Source organism: Lysinibacillus sp. GW823-FHT06C08 (assembly GCF_058795135.1).
Window position 1 is genome coordinate 640,092 of record NZ_JBXAHN010000001.1, and the last position, 20,992, is coordinate 661,083.

Below are 20,992 nucleotides of genomic sequence, written 5' to 3' on the forward strand. Positions count from 1 at the left end.
ATCACAGTTAAACATTCGAAAAAAGAATATGGAGTGGAATAATGACAAACTTACGTCAAGATCTTCGCAATATCGCAATAATCGCCCACGTTGACCATGGTAAAACTACCCTAGTCGACCAATTACTAAAACAATCAGGTACATTCCGTTCAAACGAACGTGTTGAAGAACGTGCAATGGACTCTAATGATATTGAACGCGAACGTGGTATTACGATTTTAGCTAAAAATACAGCAGTAAACTATGAAGGAACTCGTATCAACATCCTTGATACGCCTGGACACGCTGACTTCGGTGGTGAGGTAGAACGTATTTTAAAAATGGTAGACGGCGTTTTACTAGTTGTCGATGCGTATGAAGGTTGTATGCCTCAAACACGTTTCGTATTGAAAAAAGCATTAGAACAACGTCTAACACCAATCGTAGTCGTAAATAAAGTAGACAAAGATTCAGCTCGTCCACTAGAAGTAGTAGATGAAGTACTTGAATTATTTATCGAGTTGGGTGCAGATGACGATCAATTAGACTTCCCTGTTGTTTATGCTTCAGGTGTAAATGGTACAGCTTCTTTAGACGCTGATCCATCTAAACAAGAAGAAAATATGAAATGTCTATTTGAAAAAGTTATTGAATCTATCCCAGCACCAGTTGATAACTCAGAAGACCCATTACAATTCCAAGTAGCTTTACTTGACTATAATGACTTCGTTGGACGTATCGGAATTGGTCGCGTATTCCGTGGAACAATTTCTGTAGGACAACAAGTTGCACTGATGAAGTTAGACGGTACAGTGAAAAACTTCCGTGTAACGAAAATCTTTGGTTTCTTCGGTTTAAAACGTGAGGAAGTAGAGACAGCAAAAGCTGGTGATTTAATCGCCGTTTCAGGTATGGAAGATATCAACGTAGGTGAAACAGTTTGTCCTGTTGAGCACCAAGAAGCACTTACACCATTACGTATCGATGAGCCAACTTTACAAATGACATTCTTAGTAAACAACTCTCCATTCGCTGGTCGTGAAGGGAAATGGGTTACTTCTCGTAAAGTAGAAGAGCGTTTACGTGCTCAATTACAAACGGACGTATCTTTACGTGTTGAAGATACTGATTCTCCAGATGCTTGGACAGTTTCAGGTCGTGGTGAGCTTCACCTATCAATCCTTATTGAAAATATGCGCCGTGAAGGTTTCGAATTACAAGTATCTAAACCTCAAGTAATCGTGCGTGAAATCGATGGCGTAAAATGTGAACCATTCGAACGCGTTCAAATCGATGTACCGGAAGAAAATGTTGGTTCAATTATTGAATCAATTGGTACACGTAAAGGTGAAATGCTTGATATGGTAAATAATGGAAGTGGTCAAGTTCGTTTAACGTTCTTAGTACCAGCTCGTGGTTTGATCGGTTATACGACTGAATTCATGTCGATGACAAAAGGTTTTGGTATTATTAACCATACGTTTGATTGCTACCAACCATTACTACCAGGTAAAATTGGTGGACGTCACCAAGGTGTACTAGTTTCTATGGAAACTGGTAAATCAACAACTTATGGTATGATGCAAATTGAAGATCGTGGTACACTGTTCTTAGAGCCAGGTACAGATATTTACGAAGGTATGATCGTTGGAGAAAATACTCGTGACGCTGATATCACTGTAAACATCACAAAAATGAAACAAAAAACAAACATTCGTTCAGCGAATAAAGACCAAACGAATGTTATTAAAAAACCACGTATTTTATCTTTAGAAGAAGCACTTGAATACCTAGGTGATGATGAGTATTTAGAAATCACACCAGAATCTATTCGTCTGCGTAAAAAAATTCTAGATAAAAATGAACGTGAGAAAGCAGCGAAAAAATTACGTAACGCAGAACAATAATTTTCGCTGACATGAAAGGAAGAGGAGTCTTGGATATTAAGTCCGCTTTATTGGGTGAACTAAATGTTATTCAAGTTGCTGCACAGACAAGTTCCGAGGAAACAACAAGAGTTTTTGGAAGAATGGCGGGTATAACGAGATTTTTATATGAAAATTTACCAAGCTATGAAATTGCAGGCTATGTTGTATTTCTTCTTGTATTTGCACTTTCTGCCATTGTCTATAAGCTAGGCTTTGCCAAGAAATTAAAACTATCTCAAAACATTATTATTTATGCGTTCCTCTTTGTAGGTTGTATCATGCTAACCTTCTTTGCTCTATTCTTGCCAATGATTGAAGGTTTGATTGTAGCCGCCTTAATTTTAATAGTTTATAAAACAAGATTATGGCGTGAAAAAAGAGAAGGGCAACAAGCTGCCAATCAATAAAAGGTAGTACGTATTTTATAATAAGAACTTTTATCGTTTATCAAACAGCCTTAGCGCAATAGTCGCTAAGGCTGTTTTCTTATATAACTAAAAAACTTTTTCAAAAATCCTATTTGGCATAGCTGATCCTACACAATTGTAAAATCAACATAAATTGGTTGGCACCGAATTCTTCTGATGTGAATAAGTTAATGTCGATAGGCTTATTTTCATCACATCAAGGAGGAAAGGGAATGCGTTGGCTTACAAAAGGTTTTCTATTAGGTGTCATTGCTTTGTTACTCCTTTCTTTGACGGCATGTAATAAAGCAGAGCTAGAAAAAGTCAAAGTTGGAGAAGTAACTCGTTCGATATTTTATGCGCCTCAATATGTAGCGCTTGAAAAAGGATTCTTCGAGGATGAAGGTCTTTCTGTAGAGCTACAAACGATAGCAGGTGGCGATAAAACCATGACGGCATTGCTGTCAGATGGTATTGATATTGCTTTAGTTGGTTCGGAAACTTCAATCTACGTCACATTACAAAGGGCGAATGATCCCATTCAGAATTTTGCTCAGTTAACTCAAACTGACGGTACTTTTTTAGTTGCAAGGGAAAAAACGGATAATTTTTCATGGGATCAATTGAAGGGTTCTACATTTTTAGGGCAGCGTAAAGGTGGGATGCCGCAAATGGCAGGTGAATTTGTGCTGAAGAAGCACGGCATTGACCCTGTTCATGATTTAACCCTTATTCAAAATATTGATTTTGCAAATATAGCCACTGCTTTTGCTTCAGGTACTGGTGATTATGTACAGTTATTTGAACCAACTGCTAGCGTATTTGAAAAAGAGGGGAAAGGCTATATTGTAGCATCTTTCGGTACAGAGTCTGGTAATTTGCCTTACACGTCCTATATGGCGAAAAGTAGTTATTTAAAGGATGATGAGAAGACAGTTCAAGCCTTTACAAATGCCTTACAACGGGCACAAGATTTTGTACAGAATGAAAGTGCCGCAGAAGTGGCAAAAATTATTCAACCTTATTTTGAGAATGTAGATGTTGCGGTTATCGAAACAGTAATCGAGCGTTATAAAGCACAAGGCTCCTATGCATCAGACCCTATCCTCGATGAGGGGGAGTGGGATAACTTGCAAACAATTATGGAGGAAGCAGGTGAACTTCCTCAACGCGTGGAGTATGAAAAACTTGTGAACACAACCTTTGCTAAAAAGGCTGCTGAGTAATATGGAATTTTTACAGCTAGAAAATATTCACCATAGTTATTTTTCAAGCACACAGGCAAAGGAAGTATTACGTGATATTAGTTTAGCCATTCGTGAAGGAGAATTCGTGTCGTTTATCGGGCCTAGTGGCTGTGGGAAAACGACCTTATTATCAATAATCGCTGGTTTGTTTCCATCAACTGAAGGCAAGGTCTATATTGATGGTGATGAACTAGCAGCACATAATCAATCAAGCATTGGCTATATGCTTCAGCAGGACTATTTATTTCCATGGAAAACCATTGAAGAAAACGTCACGATTGGTTTGAAAATTATGGAGCGGAGCAATAATTCACATAAAGTAACGGCCAATGCTCTTTTGCAAGAAGTAGGATTACCACATGTGGGGAACATCTATCCACGAGAATTATCAGGAGGTATGAGACAACGTGTGGCACTTGCTCGTACTTTAGCGGTAAATCCTAAAATTTTATTGTTAGATGAACCATTTTCGGCTCTTGATTATCAATCGAAATTAAAGCTTGAGGATCTAGTGGTAGAAACATTAAAGACCTATAAAAAGACAGCAGTTCTTGTGACGCATGATATTGGAGAGGCAATAGCTATGAGTGAGCGTGTCTTTTTATTTTCTGCCAATCCAGGGACATTGCATAAAGTGTTTGAAATACCTGAGGCACTTCGTGAATTATCACCGTTTGATGTAAGACAGCATCCTACCTATGCAGATGTATTCCAAATGATTTGGAAGGAGCTGGAGAGCCTTGGATAACACATTATTTAAACAATATCAGCAAATGTTAAAAAAAGAAAAACGCTTTGTACGGCTGTATCAGCTTATTATTCTGCTTCTGTTCTTTGGAGGATGGGAGTTGCTTTCTAGATTAGAATGGATCGACCGTTTAATTTTTAGTTCACCCACACAAGTCTGGCATACATTTATCGAAAAAGTAACTGATGGAACTTTAACTTTGCATGTTGGTGTGACATTAATGGAGACGGTGATTGGCTTTATTGCGGGGACTTTACTAGGGACGTTCATCGCTATCCTTTTGTGGTGGTCACCATTTCTGTCGAAGGTACTGGACCCATATTTAGTTATTTTAAATGCGATGCCAAAAGTTGCGTTAGGGCCTATTCTTATTGTTGCGCTAGGGCCAGGTTATTTTTCCATTATTGCAATGGGGGCTTTAATTTCTATCATTATTACAACCATTGTGGTATATACGGCTTTTAAAGGTGTCGATCCGAATTATAGTAAGGTCTTACAAACATTTGGTGCATCTAGGTGGCAAATCTTTCGTGAAGTCATCTTACCAGCATCTTTTCCGACTATCATTTCAACATTAAAGGTGAATGTAGGATTATCGTGGGTTGGGGTTATTGTAGGTGAGTTTTTAGTGGCCTCAAAAGGTCTTGGCTATTTAATCATCTATGGCTTCCAAGTGTTTAATTTTAACCTCGTGCTCATGTCCTTGCTCATCATTGCATTTTTTGCAACAATCATGTATCAGGTGGTTGAGTTGATAGAAAAGTCGGTTATTAAAAATAACGGCTAATAAAGAAAAGAGGTGTCTCCCGATGGAGGCACCTCTTTTGGGTTCATTCAATATTAAAATTCTTTATCCATTTGTGGTGAAGTTCTATAAAAACGGAAATTCCCTGTTTCTAATCGTGCAACCGTGTTTTCTTTAATACGATCATGGCAATTTTCACACATATAAGTATGGATTGGACGATTACGTAATTTTTTAGCTAAAGGTAAATTATCGTCTATACTTTGAATCGTATCGCAAATTACGCATTTAACGCGCATTGCATTCCCCCCTATTCAGCGCGAATGGCTATTACGTTTTTAATAGGATTATCAATATTTGAACCATCTCTCATTAATACATGAATGGGACCGTCCTCTAAGAGTGGCTTGCCATCTTGGCTATATTTTAAAATAAGTGTAGATGCTTCTTCAATAGAAAAAGGATACTCCTGACCAGTTTCACATTCAAAGATAATTTTTGTTGCTTCAGGTTTAATTTCAGCATTTTTCAAAAAATGACCTAATTCGATACCAAATGTCCCTGTTTCCATTCCTTTACGGTCAAACTTACGCTCTGATTTTAATGTAGGCGGGAATGTAGCTCCCTCCATAATCTCACGAGACCAGTGAGCACCAACCTCACGCATATATTTGATGTCTGAATCTTCCTTAACATCTTGTGTCGTGAAATACGTTTTTAAATCTAATTTACGATCATCGAAAATCCAAACAGTGGGATCTAATGTTAATTGATATGTTACAGCGCCCTTGATAGGAATTATTGTTTCCATGATAGAAATCCTCCTCAAATCTTGTATATCCATGACATAGTATAACGCTAATGCCTAAAAATAATAAAGAAATAAAATTTGAATTCGGTATTTTCCAATGAAGACACTTGCAATTTTAACGACTAGAAGATAAACTTTATTAAGATAGAATCGAAGAAATATCAGATAATGGGGGCGTCCTCATGGATACGAAATCACAAACTTCTTTTCAAGAAAAGGCTTTGGAGCTTTTAGTTGCTGATGCAGATAAGATTGCTCGCCTTATTCGAGTACAAATGGATCATTTAACAATGCCACAATGCCCTTTATATGAGGAAGTATTAGATACACAAATGTTCGGCCTGTCTCGTGAAATTGACTTTGCTGTGAAGCTAGGTCTGATTGAACGTGAAAAAGGCAAGGAAATTCTCGATTCACTCGAGAAAGAGCTTTCTGTACTACACGATGCGTATACAGACAAATAAAAAGAAAAACTCAAACGCTTTTTTGCGCTTTGAGTTTTTTTACTAGAACGAGGTTTTTCAGATGAAACAATACTTAAAACGATATGCACAAAATTTTGATTACCCTTTATTTTTTACTGTCCTATTATTGAGCTTATTTGGATTAATCATGATTTATAGTTCAAGTATGATGGTCGCTATTGCACGAGAAGGAGAAGCACCTGATTATTTTTATCGAAAGCAAATCACCAATTTAATAGTGGCCTTTTTAGGTTTTATTGTGGCAGCATTTTTCCCTTATAAGCATTATGCGAATAAGAATATTATGATGTTGCTAACCATCGTATTAGCTGTTCTATTTACTTGGCTAAAGATAGCAGGGCATGGTGCAGAAGATGTAGGGTCACAAAGTTGGATACATGTGCCTGGTTTAGGGAACTTTCAGCCATCTGAATATGCAAAGCTATTTATAATTTTATATTTTGCGGCTGCATTTTATCGAAAATCACAAAAATATACATTTGAAAAACTTCAACCGACAGAAATTTTTTATCCCATTTTTCTATGGATCCTAGTAGTTGCTGGTGTTGCATTCGAAACAGATTTAGGGGCAGTAATCATTTTATGTGGAATTGCCGTATCTGTCGTTGCTTCCAGTGGCATTCCTTTTAAGACGTTTTGGAAATTTTTTGGTGTGTTGGCAGCATTCGGTGCAGCAATTCTTGGTATACTTTTGTTATTCAAGGGAGAACTATTAACGGAGAACCGAAAAGGGCGGATTTTATCTTATTTAAATCCGTTCGAGTATGAAAATGGTAGTGGTCACCAAGTGGCCAACAGTTATTATGCAATTGGCGGAGGCGGCTTAGAAGGTAGAGGGCTTGGTCAATCCATTCAAAAATTAGGATATTTACCTGAACCACAAACAGACTTTATTATGGCTATAATTATGGAAGAATTAGGCATTTGGGGAGTTATCATTGTCCTGACTGGTTTAGGGTTTATTGTATATAAAGGCTTTTCTATTGCATTGCGAACAAAGGATCCAATGGCACGCATGATTGCGGCTGGTATTGCGAGCTGGATAGGCTGGCAATCGTTTATCAATCTTGGGGGTGTAACCGGGTTAATCCCGTTAACCGGTGTAACGTTACCTTTTATAAGCTATGGCGGTACATCTATAATCATTCTATCTTTAGCGATGGGAATATTAATCAATGTTTCTATGTTTGAAAAGGTAGAGAGGAAAAAAACAGAATCATAAAGGGGGATACCTATGGAATCAATCAACAAAATCCTTGTAGCCAATCGAGGAGAAATTGCAATTCGTATTTTCCGTGCTTGTACGGAGCTGAATATCCAAACTGTTGCTATCTATTCAAGAGAAGATAGTGGAGCTTTTCATCGCTTTAAAGCCGATGAAGCTTATTTAGTGGGAGCGGGCAAGAAACCAATTGATGCTTACTTAGATATTGAAGGTATTATTGCCATCGCAAAAGATGCAGATGTTGATGCGATTCACCCAGGGTATGGTTTTTTATCTGAAAACGTTGAATTTGCACGTCGCTGTGAAGAAGAGGGTATTATCTTTATTGGACCAACTTCTCAGCATTTAGATATGTTTGGAGATAAGGTTAAAGCACGTTCGCAGGCGATTGCGGCTGACATTCCTGTTATTCCTGGTACAGATGGCCCTGTAGCCAATTTAGCAGAGGTAGAGGCGTTTGCTAGCACTGTTGGCTATCCAGTTATGATTAAGGCAGCGCTTGGCGGTGGTGGTCGCGGTATGCGTCTTGTACATGCAGCTGAGGAGCTTGCATCAGCCTATGAACGTGCAAAATCAGAAGCAAAAGCTGCTTTCGGCTCTGATGAGGTGTATGTAGAAAAGGCCATTATTAAACCTAAGCATATTGAAGTGCAAATTATTGGTGACCAGCAGGGCAATATTGTGCATTTATATGAACGTGATTGTTCAATCCAACGTCGTCACCAAAAGGTAGTTGAGATTGCTCCTTCTCATTCGATTTCCGAAGAGTTAAGAAATCGTATTTGTACTGCTGCTGTGAAAATAATGAAGAATGTCTCGTACATAAATGCAGGGACAGTGGAATTTTTAGTCGCAGGGAACGATTTTTATTTCATCGAGGTAAACCCTCGCATTCAAGTAGAACATACGATTACAGAAATGATTACAGGTGTAGATATTGTCCATACCCAAATTAAGGTAGCAGCAGGTTATGCTCTGTTTAGCGAAGAAATTCATATGCCAAAGCAAGAAAATATGCCAATGATTGGCTATGCGATTCAGGCACGTGTAACAACAGAGGATCCTGCTAACGACTTTATGCCGGATACAGGAAAGTTAATGGTTTATCGCTCTAGTGGTGGCTTTGGAGTCCGTTTAGATGCCGGCAATGGTTTCCAAGGCGCAGTTGTCACACCATACTACGATTCCTTACTCGTAAAAATCTCTACATCTGGCATGAACTTTAAAGAAGCTGCTGCGAAAATGGACCGAAATTTAAAAGAATTCCGTATTCGCGGCGTCAAAACGAATATTCCGTTTTTAAATAATGTTGTGACACATGAGAAATTTTTATCTGGTGCTTTTGATACAAGCTTTATTGACACTACACCAGAGCTGTTCCATTTCCCAGTACGTCAGGACCGTGGGACAAAGCTGTTAAGCTATATCGGTAATGTGACGTTAAACGGATTCCCTGGTGTGGAAAAGCAATCAAAGCCAATTTTTGTTCAACCAAATATTCCTAAAATAGACCGTTTAATTGTGCCACCAGCTGGTACGAAACAAATTTTAGATACCGAGGGTGCAGACGGCTTAGTGCAATGGATTTTAGCCCAAGATGATGTGCTATTAACAGATACTACTTTCCGTGATGCTCACCAATCACTTCTTGCTACTCGAGTACGCTCGCATGATATGTATCAAATTGCAGATGCAACAGCTCGTATGATGCATCAATTATTCTCTTTGGAAATGTGGGGCGGTGCTACGTTTGATGTGGCGTATCGCTTCTTAAAGGAGGACCCATGGGAGCGTTTAGCAAAGCTACGTGAGCAAGTGCCAAACGTGTTATTCCAAATGCTGTTGCGTGGTGCTAATGCTGTAGGTTACACGAACTATCCTGATAATTTAATCCGTGAATTTATCGCAGAATCAGCTGCATCAGGTATTGATGTATTCCGTATTTTCGATAGCCTGAACTGGATTAAGGGAATGGAAGTAGCTATAGATGCAGCCCGTCAATCAGGAAAAATTGCGGAAGCGGCAATCTGTTATACAGGCGACATTTTGGATGATACTCGTGCGAAATATTCTGTGCAATATTATAAAGACATGGCCAAAGAACTGGAGTCATCTGGTGCCCATATTCTAGCTATTAAAGATATGGCTGGTTTATTGAAGCCTGAAGCAGCGTATCGTTTAATTTCCGAGTTAAAAGAGACGACAAGTCTCCCAATCCATTTGCATACCCATGACACTAGTGGTAATGGTATTTACTTATATGCTAAAGCCATTGAGGCAGGTGTTGATATCATTGATACAGCATTAGGGTCCATGGCGGGTCTCACATCTCAACCAAGTGCAAATTCACTTTACTATGCCATGAAGGGTAGTAAGCGTGAGCTACGTGCAGACATCGATGCATTGGAAAGATTATCTTATTATTGGGAAGATGTGCGTAAATACTATAAGGATTTCGAAAGTGGCATGATCAGCCCGCATTCTGAAATTTATGTACATGAAATGCCTGGTGGACAATATAGTAACCTACAACAACAAGCAAAAGCTGTTGGTCTTGGCGATCGCTGGGAAGAAGTCAAACGTATGTATTCCCGTGTGAACCTATTATTTGGGGACATTGTTAAAGTAACACCTTCTTCAAAGGTAGTAGGGGATATGGCACTCTTTATGGTACAAAATGATTTAGATGAAAACACTGTATTAATAAGGGGCAAAACGATTGATTTCCCAGACTCTGTTATTGAATTATTCCAAGGCTATCTAGGACAGCCACACGGTGGGTTCCCTGAGGCATTGCAACAAGTAGTGCTAAAAGACCGTAAAGCTATTACGGTTCGACCTGGTGAGTTATTAGAGCCTATTCAATTTGAACAATTGGAGGCAGTGCTAGAGGAAAAATTAAATCGACCGGTGTCGAAAAAGGATGTATTGGCATATGCCCTTTATCCAAAAGTTTTTGAAGAGTATGCGAAAACGGCAGAATCCTTTGGCAATATTTCAGTTCTTGATACGCCAACATTCCTTTATGGCTTAAAGCTTGGCGAAATCATTGAAGTTGAAATAGAAAAAGGAAAAACGCTCATTATTAAACTGGTCTCTATCGGCGAACCACAACACAATGGAACGCGTGTCCTGTACTTTGAGCTAAATGGTCAATCCCGTGAATTGGTCATTCAAGATATGACAGTAGAGGTAGATGGCAATTTATCATTAAAGGCAGATTCAAGTAATCCAAATCAAATTGGTGCTACAATGCCTGGTACTGTATTGAAGGTCGTTGTGTCCAAAGGAAGCCCTGTCAAACGTGGTGATCACCTATTGATCACAGAGGCAATGAAAATGGAAACGACTGTTCAAGCACCAAAGGATGGTATTATAAAAGAGGTTTATGCTAGTGCAGGAGATGCTATTTCAACTGGTGATTTGCTGATTGAAATTGAATAACTGGTAGTGAAAACAGGGTATGTAGATGCATTTTTAACATCTACATACCTTTTTTATTGTGGAAATGAGAAAAATTGCATAAAATTTGATTAAGTGATCAAAAAAATATTTGAATAATCAAATGGAGAGTTTATGGAAGCTAATAAAAGTACCTTTATTCAGGAAGCAAGGAAACAGCAAATTATTGATGCGACTATAAGGACTTTAAGTGAAATTGGCTATGTAAAGTCGAGTTTAGCCCAAATTGCAAAACGTGCTTCCATCAGCACAGCTTTAATTTCGTATCATTTCGCAGATCGACAAGATTTAATTGAACAAAGTCTGCAAGCACTGATTGAGCAATCGGCTACATATATTTTGACGAAAACATATGCTGCGGATGAACCAGCTTCGCAATTAGCTAATTTTATTGAGGCGAGTATTGCTTATCAAGCAACACACCCAGAAGAGAATATAGCGCTACTAGAAATTGTTTTTAATGCTCGTACTGCAGATGACATTCCTTTTTATAAATTGCCAGATGATGGAGAGGATCCTTTGTTAAAAGCCTTGTGCAACATATTAACGAAGGGAAAGGAACAAGGGAGATTTACTATCACTTCGGTCCATGTAATGGCAAAGGTTATTCAAGGAGCAATTGGGGAGTATATGTTAATTGGGGGACCACTTTCTATAGAAGTAGAACAATATAGTGCAGAGGTCATCAACATCATCTGGTCAGCCATGAAAGTAGAGGAAACTAACAATGCTTAAAGCTTTATTTAATTGGATGTTTGTCATTGGTTTGATCCTATTAGGCGGCCGTCTTGTAACGGCAATTTGTCGATATTTTGACATTCCATTTACAACATTCTTTAAAGACTACGCCCTAGTATCTATGATTATTTTAATAGTAGGAATTATAGGAACTGAATCTATGAAGAAACAACGATAAGCATAAAAAAGATTCGTTACAATATGGTAACGAATCTTTTTTATTTAACTATTTCACTTTTTCATTGTAGTTACTACGAGCAACGAGCATGATCATGTAACATAATAGACCGAACAATAGAGAAATTAATAATGAATGCATTAAAGCGACTGTTAAGTTCAGCTTCGTTAGGACTACTAACATACCAGCGATCACTTGTAAACATACTATAGTAAAAGCAATAATCCAACCATAGTAAACCACACGTTGGTTTTTATATTCTTTCACAGCGTGCCAAGTTATGTATGCAATCCAAATGAAAATAATAAGAACAGCTAAACGATGTCCCATTTGCACCCATTCGTACATGTTATTTGGGGATGCTAACGGTGTTTCGTTATAGCAAAATGGCCAGTCTGGACAAATTAAGCTCGAATCTGTATGTCGAACTAACGCGCCAGTATAAACGACCAAATAAGAATAAATTGTGACAGCAATTGTATGCCAACGTAACTTTTTACCAATAAATACTTTATCGGCATCAAATTTCCGATCAACTTCAAATACAATCATAGAGAGAAGCAGAACCGCGGCAAAGGAAATAAGAGAAATACCAAAATGAAGTGCTAAGATGAAGTCACCTTGCCCCCATAGTACTTGAGCAGCTCCAATAAGAGCCTGCGCAATTAAGAAAAACATTGCTAAGAAACCTAAAAGCTTTACTTCACGAACATGTCCGAGCTTACGCCATGTCCAAACTGTTAACACAAGAATTGAAATAGATACGACTCCAGTAACAAGACGATGTGAGAATTCAATAAGGACTTCCGGTGTAATCTCCTTTGGAATAAGAGATCCATTACAATCAGGCCAGTTTCGACCACAGCCTAAGCCACTATCTGTTTTAGTAACGAGAGCTCCACCGAGTAATATAAGGAGCATCCCTAGCGTAGCGGCAACAGCAAACCACTTCAAATATCTGTTGTGTTGCATAAAATGAGTCACCTACTTTATCTATCAACATTACAAGAAAGTAATGTTTCTGCTACTAGATAATATCGAAAATACGTTTAAAAAACAACTTGTAAAGGGAAGGGAGTACTAGATGTCGATTCCATTTCACAAATTGTTCATAATTTCGTGCTTTAACCTTCACAATTCATTTTAGAAAATGTTTTACTATAGATATGTTGATTTTAATTATATTTCTAGACAAAACTAATTTTTACAACTTCATCTAAATTTCACTTAATGTCTAGAAATCAATCGCAAATTTCGCTATAGTTATTGTTAGCGGAATATGCTTACAAAAATGAAAGGAGAGGTAGTATGTCAAACGGTCGTACACTGGCGGCTACTAGAAATACTGGTCCAGAAACAACATCAGTTGTAAAAGATTTCTTAGCACTAATAAAAATTGGCATTGTAAACTCGAATCTTGTCACAACGTTTACAGGGATGTGGCTGGCTTTTCAATTTACTAGTAGACACTTCTTGCAAGAGCTGGATGTCATCTTATTCACCATGCTGGGTGCGGCATTAATCATTGGTGGCTCAGGTGCAATGAATAACTTTATTGATCAGGATATAGATCCGATCATGAAAAGAACGAAGGCAAGACCGACAGTGACTGGCAGATTCAAGCCGAATTTTGTATTGACCATTGCCCTCTCATTTTTAATTGTAGGTGAAATTTTGTTATTTGCGGCATCGTTTGCAGCCGGCATGTGGGGACTAGCAGGAATATTTGCTTATGTCGTTCTGTATTCAATGTGGTCAAAGAGAAAGCATGTTAGTAACACGGTTGTAGGAAGCATTTCAGGGGCTATTCCTCCTATTATTGGATTTGCAGCAGTCGAGCCTGCTTTAGGTCCAGGAGCACTTGCCTTATTCCTAATTATGTTTGCATGGCAACCACCACATTTCTACGCGCTTGCTATGAAACGTACAGAGGAATACCGTGCAGCTAAAATACCAATGCTACCTGTTGTAAAGGGATTTAAACGTACAAAGTACTCAATGTTATTCTGGATTCTTTTATTATTACCGTTACCTTTCCTTTTACCGGAGCTTGGAATTGGCTTTTTAACTCTTGCTACTACATTGAACCTGGGTTGGTTAATACTAGCTCTGAAAGGCTTTACAGCAAAAGATGATATGAAATGGGCAAATAGAATGTTTATTTATTCATTGAATCATATGACCATACTATTTGTATCCATCATAATATTTGCGGTGTTTAGCTAAATTTAGGAATTCTTTCTTTTTCTAAAGAATTCATATAGACAGAACTAATGTCCTATGTACACATGAAAATACAACAAAGAAAGAGGGGTTTAATTAAGCTATGATGAAAGGGCTTAAAAAATGGCGTCTTTTTTCACTTCTAGCAGTGATGATGGTTTTCCTTTCAGGTTGTGGTGAAGATTATCTTTCTACACTAAAACCATCTGGAGAAGTAGGTAAACAACAATTAAATTTATTACTGTTAACTACTGTAATTATGACGCTAGTAGTGGTAATAGTATCCGTTATTTATTTAATTGCATTCCTGAAATACCGTCGTTCACGCGTTGGTGAAAACGTTATCCCTAAGCAAGTAGAGGGTAGTCATACGTTAGAAGTGATTTGGACAGTTATACCAATTATTTTATTATTAATTATTGCTGTACCAGTTGTTACAACTACTTATAAATTTGCAGATGTTGCTGCAATGGATGATGTAGATGAAGAGGGGAATAAAACTGCCCTAACAATCAATGTAACAGCTAAATTGTACTGGTGGGAGTTCGAATATCCTAACCAAGGTATTATAACGGCTCAAGAGCTAGTAGTACCAACAGGTGAAAAGGTTTACTTTAATTTAAAAGCTGCCGATGTTAAGCACTCATTCTGGATTCCTGCTGTAGGCGGTAAAATGGATACAAACGTAGAAAACTTAAACAAATTCTACTTAGTATTTGATAAAGAATCGAAAGATCTAAAAGATGGCGTATTTTATGGTAAATGTGCTGAGTTATGTGGACCTTCACATGCTTTAATGGACTTTAAAGTAAAAGCTTTAAGCCCAGATGCATTTGACGCTTGGGTTGATGCGATGAAAGCAACAGAAGGACAAACTGCGGACAAAGCTTCAACAGATCTTGGCGAAGCAACTTTTGCTAACAGCTGCTTGGGCTGTCATGCTATCTCTGGTTCAGGAGCAGGCGGTACACCAGGTCCAAACTTAACTACGTTTGGTGACCGTAACCGTGTTGCTGGTTTCCTAGAACACAATGAAGAAAACTTACAAGCTTGGATTAAAAACCCTGAGGAATTTAAACCAGGTAACTTAATGATGAATGCTGAAGGTACTGCACCTATATACGGCGATTTATCTGACGAAGAAATTGAAGCTCTTGCAACTTATATCATGGGCTTATCAGTTGAAAAATAATTTCCGTTCTATAGTAACAAATTTTTGAGGGAGGTAAAAGTTGTGAGCTCATACACACAGAAAAAGGGCTTTGGAGCAACTGTCTGGGATTACATTACTACTGTTGACCATAAAAAGTTAGCAGTCATGTATTTATTAGCCGGTACATTGTTCTTCGCTATCGCTGGTTTTGAAGCGTTATTAATGCGTATTCAGTTAATGAAACCAAATAACGATTTCGTGTCAGCTGGTTTTTTCAATGAATTATTAACAATGCACGGAACAACAATGTTATTCCTAGCTGCTACTCCATTACTATTCGCATTTATGAACATGCTTGTACCATTACAAATTGGTGCACGTGACGTTGCATTCCCGTTCCTTAACTCATTAGGGTTCTGGTTATTCTTCCTAGGTGCAGTATTCCTTCACCTGTCATTCTTTATGGGTGGCGCTCCTGATGCGGGCTGGACTTCTTATGCATCATTATCTTTATATTCTCCAGGACATGGTATTGACTTCTATGTTCTTGGTTTACAAATTTCAGGGGCAGGTACTTTAATTTCGGGTCTTAACTTCATCGTTACGATTATCACGATGCGTGCTCCTGGTATGACATTCATGCGTATGCCATTATTCACATGGACAGCTCTTGTATCAAGTGCATTAATTTTATTCGCATTCCCTCCATTAACAATTGGTTTATTAATGATGTTATTTGACCGTATGTTCGGTGGTAACTTCTTTGACCATACAATGGGTGGTAACACAGTTATTTGGGAACACTTATTCTGGATCTTCGGACACCCAGAAGTTTATATCTTAGTATTACCTGCGTTCGGATTATTCTCTGAGATTATCCCTGCGTTCTCTCGTAAACGTTTATTCGGATACTCTTCAATGGTATTCGCAACAATTTTAATCGGTTTCTTAGGGTTCATGGTTTGGGCCCACCACATGTTTACAGTTGGTCTTGGGCCAACAGCAAACGCTATCTTCGCTGTAGCAACAATGGCAATTGCCGTTCCAACAGGTATGAAGGTATTTAACTGGATCCTAACAATTTGGGGCGGATCAATTAAAGTTACAACGCCAATGCTTTATGCACTTGGTTTCATCCCGTCATTCGTTGCGGGTGGTGTTACAGGGGTTATGCAAGCATCTGCACCTCTTGACTACCAATTACATGATTCTTACTTTATCGTAGCTCACTTCCACTATGTAATCGTTGGTGGTATCGTTACTGCATTATTTGGTTCAGCACATTTCTACTGGCCAATTTTCTTCAACCGTATGTTAAACGAAACGCTTGGTAAAATTACTTTCTGGGTATTCTTTATCGGATTCCATTTAACGTTCTTCGTTCAACACTTCCTTGGTTTAATGGGTATGCCACGTCGTGTATTCACTTACATGGAAGGTCAAGGTTGGGATCAATTCAACTATATCTCTACAATCGGTGCATTAATGATGGGTGTAGGGGTTATCTTAATGGTAATCAACTGCTTAATGTCTATCAAAGGCAAACCAGCAGGTCGCGATCCATGGGGCGATGGACGTACATTAGAATGGTCAATTCCACAACCAATTCCATTCTACAACTTCCGTCAAACACCTCTTGTTCGTGGTTTAGATCCATGGTGGATTGAGAAACAAGAAGGCAACAAAGAAGTTACATTTGCTGAGCCACTAGGCGATATTCATATGCCAAATAACTCAGCGATACCATTCGTTATTTCATTAGGTATGTTTATTGCAGCATTCGGTGCGCTTTATAATCCTGATGCTGATAAACCTTGGTCAATCTATATTTTAATTGCTGGTCTTGCAATTACATTTGGTGCAATGATTGTCCGTTCTGTTAAAGATGATCACGGCTTCCATTTACACAAAGAAGAAATTATTGAAATTGAAGAACAACTTTATGGCAAAGGGGGAAATAAATAATGGATTTCAATACTAAATTTACTCCTCATACTTGGCCAGATCATCCTGAACAAGCAACGCTGGAAGGTAAAAACAAAGTCGTTGGTTTCTGGATTTTCCTTGCCTGTGAAGTTGTACTTTTCGCAAGTTTATTCGCTACTTACTTAGCGCTTAAGAACAAAGGGCCAGCTGGCATGGAGTTCACAACTCAAGGGTTATTTGAATTACCATTAGCATTTGCTATGACGATGTTACTTTTAACATCTTCACTAACATCTGTTTATGCAATTTACCATATGCGTAACTTTAACTTTAAAGGGATGCAAACATGGTTAGCCATTACTTTAGCTTTAGGTCTTGGTTTCTTAGCTCTTGAAATTTATGAGTTCCAACACTATGTGCATCTTGGTTTTACATTTAACCAATCTGCATTTGCAACTGCATTCTATTCTTTAGTTGGTACACATGGTTTCCACGTAACTTTAGGACTTGTATGGATCGCAACTTTAATGATTCGTAATGCTAAACGTGGTTTAAACTTGTACAATGCACCTAAATTCTTCGTAGCTGCTTTATATTGGCACTTTATCGACGTTGTTTGGGTATTCATCTTTACAGTAGTTTACTTGATGGGAGTGATCGGATAATGTCTTCACACGATACACCTATAGTTGCTAAATCACAGGCACAATATGAGTATGATCGTCATCATAATGCCGTTCATATGCGTAAACAAGTACTCAACTTTGCAATTATGATTTTCTTTACTTTTATCGCATTCGCAGTAGTTGCAGCTGATTTTTCTAAATACTTAATTATGCCATTCGTTTTATTATTAGCGGGTGTTCAAGTTGTACTTCAACTGTATTCTTTCATGCACTTAGAAGACAAAAAAACACACTACGGTGGAGTTATTGGATTCTTCATGTGGATGGGGATCTTAATTGCATTTACATTCTTCTTAGCATTCTTAACAATTATTTGGTGGTAATCACCAAAAAAAGCACGTTCGTCACTTTGTACGAACGTGCTTTTTGTATTTTAATTTTTAGTGAGGGTTGCAAAAAGAAGCAAACACTGGCAAACTTAACATTTGTTCACCTTTCGTTCATTGCAGTATAGCTGTAAGCGTTTTATAATAGGAGTACTGAAGTTTAAAGGAGTGCGTTCTATATGCCACTTAGTATATTTGGTTTCCAAGCGTTATGGAGCCCATATTTGATAGGGGTTCTTGTTTTTATAACAATCGTCTATTTTTTAGTCACAGTAAAGTGGCGTCAGGATTTTAAAGAAAGCGAACCTTTAAAAAAGGGACAAGCGATTTATTTTGTATTAGCAATGATTACCATTTATATTATTAAAGGGTCTCCAGTTGATTTAATGGCTCATATTATGTTTACGATGCATATGGTTCAGATGGCTATTTTATTATTGCTTGTACCGATTTTCTTAATTAAAGGAATACCTTGGTGGGTTTGGAAGGTTGCGATTGAAGCACCAGTTGTTAGAACTATATTTAAAGTACTAACATTACCAGTAGTTGCAGTGTTTGTGTTTATTGGTCTATTTTCCTTCTATCACTTACCGGATGTATTAGATTATATTAAATTAAATGAAACACTACATGGTACCTATACATTTGTCTTATTTCTATCAGCTGTTTTCATGTACTGGCCTTTAATTCAAAATATGCCAGGTAAAGATCAAATGAAGCCCTTGCATAAATTAGGCTATATTATTGCCAATGCCGTTTTAATAACTCCCGCCTGTGGATTAATCATTTTTGCACCTAATGCTATGTATGAAACGTATACGAATGGTGATGCTTGGTTAAAGGCAATGGAGCTTTGTGTTCCGGCCTCTACGTTGTCGGGACTATCATTATCAGGACCTGAGCTATTTACGGATATGAAACCGGTTGCTGATCAGCAGTTAGGCGGCGTGCTTATGAAAATTATTCAAGAGCTGATTTTTGGTATATTATTAGGTGCGATCTTTACAAAATGGTATCGTGCTGAACAAAAAGATCCAGATAAAATTACTGCTGATGCATTAGCTGCCCATCAAAAAAAATGGGAGAGTCAACAGCAACATTAATTATAAAATAGAAATTTACTTTGTATAAGGGGTTTTGATAATGGAATTACAAATTTTGCCTACTATTAGTACATCGTTTATCGTTATTAGTGCTGTACTAGTAGCAATAGGATGGGGCTTAATTATAAAAAGAAATGTAGAAGGGCATAAAAAAGTAATGCTTGCTGCAGGTGTTGCTGCACTGATCTTCTTTATTATTTATGCTTCCCGTACAGTGTTTATTGGAAATACTGCCTTTGGTGGTGGAGAACATTTAAAACCTTATTATACGTTCTTCTTGATTTTCCATATTATTTTGGCAACTTCTGGGGCCGTATTTGGGATAGTTAGTATAGTTTCGGGTCTTAAAACGAATTTAAAATTACACCGTCGTATTGGACCGATTACAAGTATTATTTGGTTCTTCGTCGCTATAACAGGTGTCCTTGTTTATTTATTATTGTATATTTTATTTGAACCGGGCGAAACAACATCGGTTATTAAAGCCATTTTAGGCATATAACAAAAATCTCCCACCTTATTTTTCAGTAGGTGGGAGATTTTTTGTCGTTGGCTGAATTAATGAGAGAACGACTACAAAAAGTAATGGTCCAATTAAAATACCTGAAAATCCAAAAATTTTAAATCCGATAAACATCGCAATAAAGGTTGAAAGAGAAGAAAGTCCAATTTTATCACCTATTATTTTTGGCTCAATCATACGACGAACTAAAAATTGACCTACTGTTAATACAATTAACACAGCGGCGTAAATATAATCCCCAGCAAAAACTTGATAGATTGCCCATGGGACTAATAAAATAAATGAGTCAAGAAAAGGAATAAAGTCTAAGACGACAAGCAACAATGCTAATAATAGAGGAAATGGCGTTTTGAGAAAATAAAAGGCTGCGATAGCTAAAGCAAAAATACCTAATCCGACAAGCAATTGTGCTTTCAAAAATCCAAATAAGGCTAATTTAACTCGTTCACCAATAAACACAATTTTCTGATGGTAGTGGAAAGGGACGGGCATTAATATTTTTTGATTGATGGTCGGCAATTCCAAAAGCAACATATACAAGACAATCCAATAGACAAAAATATCAAATAATCGTGTAGGGATATACGTTAATAAGGCAGACCAGACATCGATGTTTGTTAAGGAATGTGCAAATTTTTCAGTGGAAGCTAAAGCTCTTGCAATCATGGATTGAATTTGTGAAACTAGTTCTACAGGTAAATGATAGGTGTGGTTACTTAGTTTAGATTGCATTTGAATCCATAGTGCAGAAAGTTGATTCAAATAATCTGGAATATCAATAATAAATGATGAAAATTGTTTCCAGCTTACATAAATAATAAGCGTACATAATAATAAAGAGATACTTAGGAAGAATAAAAAAAAGATGGAAACCACTATTTTACGCTTTTTTCGAAAACGTTTGCTCATCCGAACTATAATAGGTTCTAAAAGTAAGGCAGTTAAGTAGGCAAGTAAGATCGGCAATGATATTGAAATAAACCAGAGGAGAAAAATCCCAATCGCGATAACGATAATGGGATGACGAAAAAAAGGACGATTAAAAAATGACAACAATTTTCTCACCTACATTTTGTTCTAGATATAGGTAGTATGAGAA

At 37.6% G+C, this 20,992-nt stretch carries 21 protein-coding genes; 17 read left to right on the plus strand and 4 right to left on the minus strand.

Translation table 11 applies throughout. The features are described 5' to 3' along the window. Positions 1 to 41 precede the first annotated feature (41 nt). The 5 genes from typA (at position 42) to AC1Q6O_RS02905 (ending at position 5,096) form a co-directional block, all read left to right on the plus strand. Positions 42 to 1,886, plus strand: coding sequence for a translational GTPase TypA (typA, locus tag AC1Q6O_RS02885; protein WP_008173982.1), 1,845 nt, complete (start codon positions 42 to 44; stop codon positions 1,884 to 1,886). 29 nt (positions 1,887 to 1,915) lie between these two features. Beyond that, positions 1,916 to 2,314, plus strand: a complete 399-nt coding sequence (locus AC1Q6O_RS02890) for a YlaH-like family protein (RefSeq protein WP_492400910.1) — start codon at positions 1,916 to 1,918, stop codon at positions 2,312 to 2,314. 233 nt (positions 2,315 to 2,547) lie between these two features. Continuing rightward, positions 2,548 to 3,540 carry an ABC transporter substrate-binding protein gene (locus AC1Q6O_RS02895; RefSeq protein ID WP_043989678.1) on the plus strand — a complete coding sequence of 331 codons (993 nt, stop codon included), beginning with the start codon at positions 2,548 to 2,550 and terminating at the stop codon, positions 3,538 to 3,540. A 1-nt stretch (position 3,541) separates the two neighbouring features. Further along, positions 3,542 to 4,309 (plus strand): ABC transporter ATP-binding protein, encoded by a 768-nt coding sequence (locus tag AC1Q6O_RS02900; protein WP_342532156.1) that lies wholly within the window; start codon positions 3,542 to 3,544, stop codon positions 4,307 to 4,309. Further along, positions 4,302 to 5,096 (plus strand): ABC transporter permease, encoded by a 795-nt coding sequence (locus tag AC1Q6O_RS02905; RefSeq protein WP_036123716.1) that lies wholly within the window; start codon positions 4,302 to 4,304, stop codon positions 5,094 to 5,096. The genes AC1Q6O_RS02900 and AC1Q6O_RS02905 overlap by 8 nt, the downstream gene beginning before the upstream one ends. A 53-nt stretch (positions 5,097 to 5,149) precedes the next feature. Here AC1Q6O_RS02905 and AC1Q6O_RS02910 read toward each other — a convergent pair whose 3' ends face one another. Both AC1Q6O_RS02910 and AC1Q6O_RS02915 read right to left on the minus strand, forming a co-directional pair. Next, positions 5,150 to 5,353 (minus strand): YlaI family protein, encoded by a 204-nt coding sequence (locus AC1Q6O_RS02910; RefSeq protein WP_008173973.1) that lies wholly within the window; start codon positions 5,351 to 5,353, stop codon positions 5,150 to 5,152. An 11-nt stretch (positions 5,354 to 5,364) separates the two neighbouring features. After that, positions 5,365 to 5,865, minus strand: a complete 501-nt coding sequence (locus tag AC1Q6O_RS02915) for a molybdopterin-binding protein (RefSeq protein WP_008173970.1) — start codon at positions 5,863 to 5,865, stop codon at positions 5,365 to 5,367. Positions 5,866 to 6,047: 182 nt separating this feature from the next. On the opposite strand from AC1Q6O_RS02915, the gene AC1Q6O_RS02920 reads away from it, so the two are divergent. From AC1Q6O_RS02920 to AC1Q6O_RS02940, 5 genes are all read left to right on the plus strand, one after another. Further along, positions 6,048 to 6,329: an Fpa/YlaN family protein gene (locus tag AC1Q6O_RS02920; RefSeq protein ID WP_004224778.1), complete on the plus strand. Its 282-nt coding sequence runs from the start codon at positions 6,048 to 6,050 to the stop codon at positions 6,327 to 6,329. 61 nt (positions 6,330 to 6,390) lie between these two features. Then, positions 6,391 to 7,572 carry an FtsW/RodA/SpoVE family cell cycle protein gene (locus AC1Q6O_RS02925; RefSeq protein ID WP_008173966.1) on the plus strand — a complete coding sequence of 394 codons (1,182 nt, stop codon included), beginning with the start codon at positions 6,391 to 6,393 and terminating at the stop codon, positions 7,570 to 7,572. Between the two features lie 12 nt (positions 7,573 to 7,584). Further along, positions 7,585 to 11,019 carry a pyruvate carboxylase gene (gene pyc, locus AC1Q6O_RS02930; RefSeq protein WP_089985262.1) on the plus strand — a complete coding sequence of 1,145 codons (3,435 nt, stop codon included), beginning with the start codon at positions 7,585 to 7,587 and terminating at the stop codon, positions 11,017 to 11,019. A 132-nt stretch (positions 11,020 to 11,151) separates the two neighbouring features. After that, complete coding sequence (locus AC1Q6O_RS02935) at positions 11,152 to 11,772, plus strand: TetR/AcrR family transcriptional regulator (protein WP_008173962.1); 621 nt, start codon at positions 11,152 to 11,154, stop codon at positions 11,770 to 11,772. Next, a complete protein-coding gene (locus tag AC1Q6O_RS02940) occupies positions 11,765 to 11,953 on the plus strand; it encodes a hypothetical protein (RefSeq protein ID WP_008173961.1) in 189 nt (62 codons plus the stop codon). The genes AC1Q6O_RS02935 and AC1Q6O_RS02940 overlap by 8 nt, the downstream gene beginning before the upstream one ends. 48 nt (positions 11,954 to 12,001) lie before the next feature. Here AC1Q6O_RS02940 and AC1Q6O_RS02945 read toward each other — a convergent pair whose 3' ends face one another. Beyond that, positions 12,002 to 12,925, minus strand: coding sequence for a COX15/CtaA family protein (locus tag AC1Q6O_RS02945; protein ID WP_043989675.1), 924 nt, complete (start codon positions 12,923 to 12,925; stop codon positions 12,002 to 12,004). 336 nt (positions 12,926 to 13,261) lie between these two features. Here AC1Q6O_RS02945 and cyoE point away from each other — a divergent pair, with 336 nt between their 5' ends. The 7 genes from cyoE (at position 13,262) to AC1Q6O_RS02980 (ending at position 19,872) form a co-directional block, all read left to right on the plus strand. Then, the gene (cyoE, locus tag AC1Q6O_RS02950) at positions 13,262 to 14,179 is read left to right on the plus strand and encodes a heme o synthase (RefSeq protein WP_008173957.1); all 918 of its coding nucleotides are present in this window, start codon (positions 13,262 to 13,264) and stop codon (positions 14,177 to 14,179) included. Between the two features lie 100 nt (positions 14,180 to 14,279). After that, a complete protein-coding gene (coxB, locus tag AC1Q6O_RS02955; RefSeq protein ID WP_008173955.1) occupies positions 14,280 to 15,368 on the plus strand; it encodes a cytochrome c oxidase subunit II in 1,089 nt (362 codons plus the stop codon). A gap of 42 nt (positions 15,369 to 15,410) precedes the next feature. Then, the gene (gene ctaD / locus AC1Q6O_RS02960) at positions 15,411 to 17,294 is read left to right on the plus strand and encodes a cytochrome c oxidase subunit I (protein ID WP_008173953.1); all 1,884 of its coding nucleotides are present in this window, start codon (positions 15,411 to 15,413) and stop codon (positions 17,292 to 17,294) included. Continuing rightward, positions 17,294 to 17,920: a cytochrome c oxidase subunit 3 gene (locus tag AC1Q6O_RS02965; protein ID WP_008173951.1), complete on the plus strand. Its 627-nt coding sequence runs from the start codon at positions 17,294 to 17,296 to the stop codon at positions 17,918 to 17,920. The genes ctaD and AC1Q6O_RS02965 overlap by 1 nt, the downstream gene beginning before the upstream one ends. After that, a complete protein-coding gene (locus AC1Q6O_RS02970) occupies positions 17,920 to 18,264 on the plus strand; it encodes a cytochrome C oxidase subunit IV family protein (RefSeq protein WP_008173949.1) in 345 nt (114 codons plus the stop codon). The genes AC1Q6O_RS02965 and AC1Q6O_RS02970 overlap by 1 nt, the downstream gene beginning before the upstream one ends. 182 nt (positions 18,265 to 18,446) lie before the next feature. After that, positions 18,447 to 19,370: a cytochrome c oxidase assembly factor CtaG gene (gene ctaG / locus AC1Q6O_RS02975; RefSeq protein ID WP_008173948.1), complete on the plus strand. Its 924-nt coding sequence runs from the start codon at positions 18,447 to 18,449 to the stop codon at positions 19,368 to 19,370. Positions 19,371 to 19,410: 40 nt separating this feature from the next. Then, positions 19,411 to 19,872 (plus strand): DUF420 domain-containing protein, encoded by a 462-nt coding sequence (locus AC1Q6O_RS02980; protein WP_008173945.1) that lies wholly within the window; start codon positions 19,411 to 19,413, stop codon positions 19,870 to 19,872. Positions 19,873 to 19,887: 15 nt separating this feature from the next. On the opposite strand, the gene ytvI is transcribed toward AC1Q6O_RS02980, so the two are convergent. After that, a complete protein-coding gene (ytvI, locus tag AC1Q6O_RS02985; protein WP_225316250.1) occupies positions 19,888 to 20,946 on the minus strand; it encodes a sporulation integral membrane protein YtvI in 1,059 nt (352 codons plus the stop codon). Positions 20,947 to 20,992 lie beyond the last annotated feature (46 nt).

Bases quoted from the DNA above. Each gene is read 5' to 3' on its own strand.
- typA (WP_008173982.1), top strand. From the start codon at position 42: ATGACAAACTTACGTCAAGATCTTCGCAATATCGCAATAATCGCCCAC.
- AC1Q6O_RS02895 (WP_043989678.1), top strand. From the start codon at position 2,548: ATGCGTTGGCTTACAAAAGGTTTTCTATTAGGTGTCATTGCTTTGTTA.
- AC1Q6O_RS02900 (WP_342532156.1), top strand. From the start codon at position 3,542: ATGGAATTTTTACAGCTAGAAAATATTCACCATAGTTATTTTTCAAGC.
- AC1Q6O_RS02910 (WP_008173973.1), bottom strand. From the start codon at position 5,353: ATGCGCGTTAAATGCGTAATTTGCGATACGATTCAAAGTATAGACGAT.
- AC1Q6O_RS02915 (WP_008173970.1), bottom strand. From the start codon at position 5,865: ATGGAAACAATAATTCCTATCAAGGGCGCTGTAACATATCAATTAACA.
- AC1Q6O_RS02920 (WP_004224778.1), top strand. From the start codon at position 6,048: ATGGATACGAAATCACAAACTTCTTTTCAAGAAAAGGCTTTGGAGCTT.
- AC1Q6O_RS02925 (WP_008173966.1), top strand. From the start codon at position 6,391: ATGAAACAATACTTAAAACGATATGCACAAAATTTTGATTACCCTTTA.
- pyc (WP_089985262.1), top strand. From the start codon at position 7,585: ATGGAATCAATCAACAAAATCCTTGTAGCCAATCGAGGAGAAATTGCA.
- AC1Q6O_RS02935 (WP_008173962.1), top strand. From the start codon at position 11,152: ATGGAAGCTAATAAAAGTACCTTTATTCAGGAAGCAAGGAAACAGCAA.
- AC1Q6O_RS02940 (WP_008173961.1), top strand. From the start codon at position 11,765: ATGCTTAAAGCTTTATTTAATTGGATGTTTGTCATTGGTTTGATCCTA.
- AC1Q6O_RS02945 (WP_043989675.1), bottom strand. From the start codon at position 12,925: ATGCAACACAACAGATATTTGAAGTGGTTTGCTGTTGCCGCTACGCTA.
- cyoE (WP_008173957.1), top strand. From the start codon at position 13,262: ATGTCAAACGGTCGTACACTGGCGGCTACTAGAAATACTGGTCCAGAA.
- coxB (WP_008173955.1), top strand. From the start codon at position 14,280: ATGATGAAAGGGCTTAAAAAATGGCGTCTTTTTTCACTTCTAGCAGTG.
- AC1Q6O_RS02965 (WP_008173951.1), top strand. From the start codon at position 17,294: ATGGATTTCAATACTAAATTTACTCCTCATACTTGGCCAGATCATCCT.
- AC1Q6O_RS02970 (WP_008173949.1), top strand. From the start codon at position 17,920: ATGTCTTCACACGATACACCTATAGTTGCTAAATCACAGGCACAATAT.
- ctaG (WP_008173948.1), top strand. From the start codon at position 18,447: ATGCCACTTAGTATATTTGGTTTCCAAGCGTTATGGAGCCCATATTTG.
- AC1Q6O_RS02980 (WP_008173945.1), top strand. From the start codon at position 19,411: ATGGAATTACAAATTTTGCCTACTATTAGTACATCGTTTATCGTTATT.